Origin of the sequence: Pseudidiomarina sp., assembly GCF_033722695.1 — a bacterium.
Lineage (GTDB): Bacteria > Pseudomonadota > Gammaproteobacteria > Enterobacterales > Alteromonadaceae > Pseudidiomarina.
On the sequence record NZ_JAWVYM010000047.1, the window covers coordinates 1 to 8,745 of the forward strand.

4 protein-coding genes are annotated in these 8,745 nt (G+C 56.9%); all 4 read right to left on the reverse strand.

Annotation, left to right across the window (positions count from 1 at the left end; all coding sequences use genetic code 11):
* Nucleotides 1-1,029, reverse strand: a 1,029-nt coding sequence (locus R3196_RS10455; protein WP_318936717.1) for a hypothetical protein, incomplete at its 3' end; no start/stop codon positions are given.
* Nucleotides 1,019-5,482, reverse strand: a complete 4,464-nt coding sequence (locus R3196_RS10460; RefSeq protein ID WP_318936718.1) for a hypothetical protein — start codon at nucleotides 5,480-5,482, stop codon at nucleotides 1,019-1,021. The genes R3196_RS10455 and R3196_RS10460, both read right to left, overlap by 11 nt.
* Entirely contained in the window at nucleotides 5,479-6,375 is an 897-nt protein-coding gene (locus R3196_RS10465; RefSeq protein WP_318936719.1) for a hypothetical protein, read from the reverse strand. Before R3196_RS10465 ends, R3196_RS10460 begins: the two co-directional genes overlap by 4 nt.
* Nucleotides 6,362-8,745: hypothetical protein (locus R3196_RS10470; RefSeq protein ID WP_318936720.1), on the reverse strand; the 2,384-nt coding region annotated here is incomplete at its 5' end. The genes R3196_RS10465 and R3196_RS10470, both read right to left, overlap by 14 nt.

The following is an 8,745-nucleotide window of genomic DNA, read 5'->3' on the forward strand; positions in this document are numbered from 1 at the left end:
GATCAGCAGGAACTGGGCTTTCACCTTGGGCGACGTTTCGTATTTTAACTGTCGGATACCCAGCCGCAGGGCCACTTCAGGTTCCAGATAGCGGGTGGCATTGGCGAAGCACTGGCGCACATATTCGGAAGGTTCACGGCGCGCCGCTTTCAGCGCCGGGCGCAAGGCTTTGGATAAGGGGACAAAGCGCAACAGCGCTTCCACCATGCGGCCTTTGAGGAAGATATCCGCGTTGGTTTCAGAGCTGCACACATGCTTAAAAATATTCAGAAACTGGAGGGGCTGGGTGACGGCAATCAGCATCATCATTTCGGCGCGCATCCAGATGTGCATGTCGCTGTCCAGGCACACCCGGTATACGTACTGCACTGTGCTGCCCGGTACCTCGTTACGTATGGCCTCCGGCAGTTCCTGCAGGACCCGGCGCAAACCGCGGCAGGCGGCAATACGGATATTGGCCTGCGCCTGATAACTCAGGCTTTGGGTTAGGCTTTCCGGTAGGGCCATCACCTCCCAATAGTGGCTGAGTTCGCTGTCATCACTGATTTCATCCAGAATGCAGCGGGCCGTTTCGCACAGTCGGCCGAGCAGAAAGACAATGAATTTTTCCTGCTCAGACACCTGTTTTTCAAAATACTCGCTGAGCGCCGCATCATCGAACCAGCGCAGCTTATTACGGGATATTTTTCTGACCAACAGCGCCGGATAGTTCAGGAAGCGGGCCGCTGCCACCATATGCTCGATGCGCTCCGATTCCGACTTGGCATGGTGATAGTTGTAGTTGAATTTTTCCTGCTGAGTACGCAACTCTTTGATGGTTTTAAAATGCTCAGACAAGTTATGCTTGAGATAAAGAAACAGCTGCAACACTTCAAGATTGGCGGCGTTGCCAATATCCAGCTGGTGGGAGGTTGCCGACCAATTCTTATAACCTTTTTCGCACTGGCGCAGCGGCTCGCGATAAATCCGCAGCCAGATGTCATCCAGCCCGGAACGCAGCACGGCGGATGGCGACGAATCAGTTTTCATTCGGATCCTCCGTTGTTCCCCGAATCACGATGTCGTTCGAGTCGATGGATTTAAGTGCGTGGCGCTGCCGTAGCGGCGCAAAAATAAGCGACGGCGGGGCAAAATCATCGTAGCCCTGGCCATCGGTATGGTTCCAGCTGATGCCAAAGAATGCGCCGGTCGAGTTACGGTTGATATCGTGGCGCAGATCAAAGCTGAACTGCCATAAGTTGCCACGCGACTGCCACAGCTCATAATCCAGGCTGAAACCAAATAAGGTTGATGACAGCCCGGCTGCACGGTTGTCGTCGTTCATATAGCGCGTGTATCTGGCATCAAAGGCCAGTCGCCACGGCCGCCAGTACTGCCGCCAGCCGGTTTCGACCGACCACTTGTCGATAAGTTTATTCTGGCCAAATTCGTTCAGGGTGATCTGGGCGCCGGCATGCAGCCGTGAATCCAGCCAGGGCTGATACGTAAACTGATCGCTGATGCGCATGCCGTAACCGTGATCCAGTTTGTACTGGGTGAGTATGTCATCATCTACCGGCACTGCCAGCATCTGCTCCTCGGAGAGTTCGCGGGCAAAGAGCTGCACCTCAACCTCATTGCGGCTACGGTTATTCCAGTAATACTTCCAGCGACCAGAAACGGAGCCGTAGGCTGACCAGGCGCCTTCGGCTTCGCTATCATCAGCACTTACCTGGTAATACAGATTGAGGTTGGTCTGCAGGTCAAAATACTTATCTACCGGCCAGTACATTTGATTGTCGCTTACCAGCGTCTGCAGGCCATTGCCGTTGTGCTCGCGCCATTGTACTGAGCTGTGCCACCAGGCATCCCAGTCCGTCAGATGACGCCGGTAATTCCAGCGGGTATCAATAAATTTTTCCTGTGGAGTGCGAAAGCCCTCGTCAAAGTTACTGCGAACGCGATAACCGCCTTCAAAGCCCCAGGTGCCATCCTGCTGCTCGTCCAGCTCAAACAGTGTATCGGCGGCAACCGACTGCTTACCGGGTACTGGCCAGATCTCTACGACGGGCGTTTGGTTAAGCGCCCCGGCAGGCGCCTGCGCAGCCAGCAGCGGATTTTCCGGCTGCGGCGGTTGCTGTTGCCAGATGTAAAAACGGTAATAGCTGTACTCGCCATCACCGGCATGTGCGACCTGATGAAAACTGTCTTCAGCGAACCACTGGTAACTATGGGTCGCGCTGTCATCGCGCCGCTGATACTGATCGGTTCGCAATAAGGTGTTGGCCGGCACAAAAAGCCTGATCGGCTGGTTGTGGCTGGCGCGCCAGGTTTTAATCTGATTGGGCGGCAGCGCCTCTTCGTTGTTTTCAGTCCGTAAACGGTACAGAACGATAGCGTCGGAGGGCTCAGCAAAGCGGAGGCTAATGATATGTTGGCCCCGTTCAAGTTCAATAGGTAGGCTATAATCAGCGCCATCCAGTGTAAGTAAGCGGTCACCTTTGCGCGTGTTAACCACGACCTGTACCGGCTCTGCTGGTACGGTGACTTCGTCGGCTTTGCGGATCTGCAAGGTCATACGCATGGGCTGACGGAGCTCGACTTCAATCTGCGCCTGCTCATCATTACGCAACCGGCGCTCGCCTTCGCGCACCGGCGAGAGCATCAGTGCTTTACGCAATTGCAGGCCCGGCGAGCTGGGCTGCCAGCGCTCTGCTTCCAGATAGGCAATACCGTTGCTGGAGCCCACCGCATCAAGGCGCTGCCAGGCGTAGCTCGCGGTTAACTGATTAAGCAGGTACTGTTGTTCATCAGTTAGCACAGCATTGAGGGTATCGGCTTTAATACGTTTGAGCTGGGCATCAGACACCTCTCCCTGTTGGTGTTTCAGCACCAGTTCAGATAAACGCAAGGTCAGCGCGGTGGTCGCGGGCGGAGTGCCCAGGGTCGACTCCATCACGATGCCGGCCTCAAAGCCCGGGGTTTCAACCGTTACTACACTGGTCTGATCCGCGTCCAGCTCCAGCACAAAGCTTTGCGGTAAGCCGACCTGAATAGCGCTGTTTTGTGCCCAGATCAGGCTGTCGCTGGCGCGATCGAGGCGAATAGCGAAGCGGTGGCGCTGGCCGTTGATGGTGACATCAAAAGCTTTTGCCGGTACAGCGTCGGAGCCTTGTTCAGGAATCTCAGTAAGCACCGGATACAGCGTAAGCTTCAGGCGCTTCCCGTGCTGAATCCGGGTATCAACGGCCTGGTTTTCAGGCAGATAAAACGTCGACAGGTACTGCTGAAGGTCACGGTTATAGATAAGCGCCTGCCGGGTAACGCCGGTAAAAGCCGGTTGCAGCTTAACCCAGCCGGGCTCGTCAGGATCCGTGTTCACCGTTGGGGCGCTGGCGGGCAACTGAGTCTGCCAATGCTCGAATAATTCATATTGCTGTGACAAGGCAGCGGCGCGCGCGGCATCGCGCAGGTGGGTGGTCAGCTCACCATTTTGTTCCAGCAGCCAGAACAGCTGGGCCGACTCACGGTAGCGATTCTGATAGGCCCAGCTACGGGCGATACCCGCGAGCGCCCGGCGCTCGGCCCGGTTTACCAGCCGCCAGGCCCAGTAGCCTTCCACATCGAACCAGCGCTCTTCCGTTGTGAATACCTGCAGTAACAGGTGCTCAGCCTCCGCCTGTAACGCGGTTGGCGGGCCTGCGGCAAAATCTACCAGCAACTGACGCGCGGTGAAGTTAAAGCCCTGCGACATCATAAAATGATAGACATCATGCAGGTTGGTCAGCTCAACCTGGAAGGCGCTAGCCAGGGAGCCACGTATTGCGGCAAAGCTCGCTGGGCCCAAATTACGTTGGCCGCTGATCTGCTGGCTTGGATAGCGTTCGGCAAACTGCCGCGCACGGGCCTCGATGCGCGGGCGCCACTGTCCGGTCACTTCATAGCTCAGGGCATTATCGGGCACCGCTGCCGCATCGCCGCTAATCAGGGCTTTAAGTAATACAGTATTAAATGGCTCACCGGCACTATTCAGCCACAATTGCTCTGCTGGCGCCACCCGCGACTCATTCTGATAGTCCAGTCGCAGCCAGGCCGGATGGTCACTGTTGTTCTGCACCTGGATGGAGTCAAACGGCTGGCTGAATGCCAGCATAAAACGGGTCACCAGCTGAGGCGGCAGCTCCGGCGTCGCTGTTATGGCCTGTAATGACGGATTATCGAGCTGCCAATGCTTAGCCACTTTAAAATCAGGCAGATAGCGGATAAAGCGTTTTTCACCGGCACTGGAACGCAGCGTTAGCCACACTTGTGCGTCAGGCCGCTTCAGAGTGGCCCGTACCGGCGGTGACTGGGTTTGCCGGGGCACCTGAAACGTAACCTGATCATTGCCGCCAAGCTGATAAAGGTAATCAGGATCAAGCGGGGGCCCCTCAGGCTGGGGCAGGAAAGTTGGGCGCGGTTTGGCGATGCCACCGGTCAGTCCAATAACCGCCTCAGTGGCGAGCGCGCGGGCCGGCGGCAGGCTGCGGAAAAAGGTGGTGGTTACCGGTGGTAGTGGCTCGTCAGCCAGTTGCCGCTGGCGAGCCTGGTCAATTGGCCCCGGGCTATTGCGGCTGAATAAAAACTGCTCATCGGCATCGGTTTGCAGCCAGCGCACATAGGCTTGCCGATCCAGGTCTACGGCGATTTGCTGATCGGCTTCGGCCACGTAAAAGGGCACCAGCATGGAGCGCGACAGCAACCCGATGCCCGGGTAGGCGGTGGTGGTATCCAGTTGCGCGGCGAGCTGAAAGGTCTTGTCGCCACTGCGCAGGGTAATAGGCTCATGCAGATCATAGGCGCTCTGCCAGGGCACTTTGATCTCAAGATGGTACAAACCCGGCTCATCAAACTCACGGCTATAGATCTCAGTTGCCCGCACCGGCTGAAAATCATGTGCCTCAAACCCGGTTTCGCGCGTCAGGGCGGTGGTTTCATATCCGGGTAAGAGCTGGATGTGGCTGTGCTGCTCATGTTCCGGCAAGTCTTCATATACGGCATGGTGCAGGGTGATGCGTAAGTTCGCTGTACTGTTGTTTTGCAGCATGAGTACGCGCGCGCCAGTGACCTCCGGCTGATAAAAATAATCGCTGAAATCATCGTGCTTGCTAATTTGCTTCGGTGCGTGGCTGATAAAAACGCCATCACCTGCTGATGACCAGACTTCGCCGGCAGTAAGGGTTTCGCCGACTGCGGCATCACTATGGTAGACCCGGATGCGCCACCAGCGGCTGGCGGGCATATCAAAGAGCGCCTGCTCACCCTGTTCCAGATGAAAGACTTCACCGGCGTCGCCTGAGCGCTGCGCAATAGCATCACCTGAGGGCACCAACGCGGACTCGGCTTCAATGTTGTACCAGAGAATACGAGTGAAGGGCTGGGCCGCGGCCGCTGTTAACATCAGACTGGCACAAGCCAGGCTTGTTGTTGACAGGGTCAGGATATAGCGCAGAGCAGATCTCATTCGGCGACTGCTCCTGCGATGCAGCGCAACGCCTTCTCGGTTGTGTCTGGATCGTCAACCAGCATGGCGCGAACCTCGCGGCTGAGCTCAACATGCACAAGCTGCTCTGACTTACTCCAACGGGCTAATGCGCGGGCCACATTATTTTGCGTTCCACCCAGTTCACCGACCTGATCAGGGTACCGGAGTACCTGCACGTTTAGCAGGCTGATTAAACAGCTTTGTATTGCCTGAAGCCGCGAGTCGGGTAAAAAACGCGCATTGGTACCATGGCTGAGAATAATATCTGCACGCTTGCCCGGCATGGTTTTCCGCTTTTCTTTAGCAAAGCCGTGCAACTGCACGATAACGCCCTCGGGATTAACCGCCAGCCAGGCTTCTGAAGCGGCCAATAGCGCACTGCGGCGGGCATTGGAGATATCGCTGTTTACTGCCGGCTCTTGCATGGCGCCGGTATTACGATGCACCGAGCTCATCATCATAAGCTCAGCCAGGTTAGCCCGCCAGCCTATTTCGGCAATATGCGCAGTGCCCCGGTCATAAAACCGGTGCGGGGCCTGCAAAAACACCTTGGGTGCCTGCGCGGGCTGATAGCCCCACAGGCCCCATCCCAGATCCGGTTTGCTGGCAGCAAGCAGGGCCTGTCGCTGCTGTTCGCCCCGCTGCCACTGATGCTGGTATAGCTCATAAAAGGCCGAAACGGGCTGCTCATGTTGGTCGCGGAACAGCGCTAAAAAGGCTGCTTCCAGTTCAGCATGCTGTTCGGTGGTCACCCGCTCGTACTTTTCACTTACCGGCTTATTATCGAACCAGGGTACCGCCATTATTTCGGCGGCAGCCGATGGCGTTTGCAACAACAGAGCGATCGCACAGCTGAACTTAAAATGGCGCATGGCCGTCCTCCGTATAAATTTCGACCTGATAGGCCGGAGCTTCAGCCAGATATCCAGCTTGAATAAATCCGGATCCCGGAACCGAACTCGTAACCTGAATACGATAACTGCGACTGTCTAAATCCTGCCCGAGCAGGAAGGCTAATCTTATTGGCTGCCACACCGGCGCTTGATCCTGATTCAGCAGGCTAACCGTCGGGTCATTCGTCGGCGCGGCGATGGGGAACGTCCGTTTGCTCACGGTGTAGTCCTTAAATACCCCGACGCGTTGCTGGCGCTCAACTATTATGGTCACCTGGTGCGATTCAGCAATAGCCGGGAAATAATTAAAGGTCAGCCATTCTTCATCGGCGCTTTTCTGCACCATAAACGTCAGGCTCTGCTTGAGTTTAAAGGCGCTGCGCACCCGGTAGGGCTGCTGCCCCGCCTCTGCCTGATAGTTGCTGAACCACTGCACGGGTTGCGGCGCTGTTATATTCAGCTGGTACCTGCGCTGCTTAAGCGATGGCAGAAACAACTTGCCGGTATTGGCATAAAGCCAGTCATCCCGTAACCAATTCCCGTTCATTTCAATGTTGATGGGCACGGGGGTATCACTACCTTTCTGATAGATCAGCTGTGGCCTGACCTCCTGGTCATGCTCGGGCGTGGCCAGCTGGTAGGCAGCGTTGGTGGCAGTAATGGGGTAGTACAGCAGATTGGGCGTACTCGCCTCTGCCGCATTCTCATCTGCTGCTAAAAACAGCTCAAAATAGGGCGCCTGCTCCAGGCTCTGCAGGCTGTACCAGTGTTCTTCCTCCACTGCTTCAGTGGCGGGTTCGGGCAGTGGCAGCTGCCAGGAAATCAGCCGCGTGGCCGGAGGAAGCTCAGGGGCCCGGGTTGCCGGGCGCGACAGGAACCACTTTGGAATAAGCTGCTGTTGAGGTTCATCCTCTTCAGTTGCTTCAACCCGGTAGGGCATATCTGCCGGGCGGGTATAGACATTGATCAGGGTTTGGGTGCCGGACATGGCGCCACTGGCTTCCGACCAGACCCGCAGTTCAGCCGCAGTAGCCGGGGCCACAATATAGACCGAAGATTTCTCATGCACCTGCGAAGTCAGGCTGGCATCAACGGTGACCTGGTAGGGGTTCACGCCGCGCTCCGGGGTGATGGTGCCGCTTAGCAATTGCGCACCGGTAGCATCGGTAACGGCCCAGCGTATGGGGGCGTCAGCCACTGCTGAACTGCTGTCATCCGTTGTCACCAGCCGCGCATCCAGTCGCAGCGGCTGCACCTGTTGCGCTTCGTCCACCAAAGCAAAGCGCAGCGGCGCATCAGCTGCAAGCAGGGTGCCGCGCAGATAATGATAGTCGGCAACCACCTCAGCGCCGGCCTGGTTATAAAAAGTCAGCTCGCAGCGCTGGTCGGCGGCGATCTGGTAGAGCCCGGGCGTTGCCGGTAGGGTAACGTGCTGGCGGGCTGAGCGCAGCAAATAGGTCTGGCTGAGGAGCTCACCGGCGTCACTGACCCGGGTTAGAGTGATGCCGACCTTATTGGTTGGCCCCAGAGCTTCACAACTGAACGCCGTTATCTCAGGATATTTGCGGGTATCCAGGGTAAACCAGCGCTGCGAGCCGATTACGGCCAGCGGGTCAATCACCCGCTCTTCCGCACTGAGCGCCGCCGCGTTTTTGTTGACGAACAGCGCGCGGGTGTCGATGTCGCCGGTAGATGATGATGAGGGGCCAATAGGGCGCCAGCGATGGCGCAGCCGTGCCCTGCGCTCATCCTCAGGGATGAGTTCGACCGGATAGATATGATCTTCAAATAGCTCCTGTTTTTGCGCTTCGCTGAGTCGCTGCCAGGTGCGGGACACCACGTCATCATCGTATTGTTCCAACACCGATACGCGTATCGCCAGTGGACGTGGCGAGTCGGTCAGCGTTAACGAAAACTCGGCCAGTTGCCGTTTTTTCTCAAAACTGATGATGCGCAGCTGGGTGAAGCCGGCCACTGTGCCCGTTGGACTGTCAAAAAAGCGCAGCGGCAACTGATTCTCAGGCGTGGGCTTGTCATCACCGCGGATGGTAATGCGGTAGGTTTTGGACAGCTTGTCGGCCGGTCGTGCCGCGAAGCGCAGCTCAGCCTGTTCGTCGGTTTGGGGAACGCCCACCGGAGTATGCAGAATGCGCAGCTGGGTGGCGATATTGGGCACATCAAAGTTCAGCGTTTCACCGGGCTGCAGAATGTAGGTAATGGATCGCTCATAGTCGTCTTCCCAGGGCTCGACATCGCGCTGCTCAAGCTGGCCGACTATGTCATCAACGGCCTGCCAGAGCGCTGCGATCAACACCAGCAGAACGACCAGCATTATCAAGCGACCGATTA

Excerpts from the sequence above, each read along its gene's own strand:
- R3196_RS10460 (WP_318936718.1), bottom strand. The coding sequence starts at position 5,482 with ATGAGATCTGCTCTGCGCTATATCCTGACCCTGTCAACAACAAGCCTG.
- R3196_RS10465 (WP_318936719.1), bottom strand. The coding sequence starts at position 6,375 with ATGCGCCATTTTAAGTTCAGCTGTGCGATCGCTCTGTTGTTGCAAACG.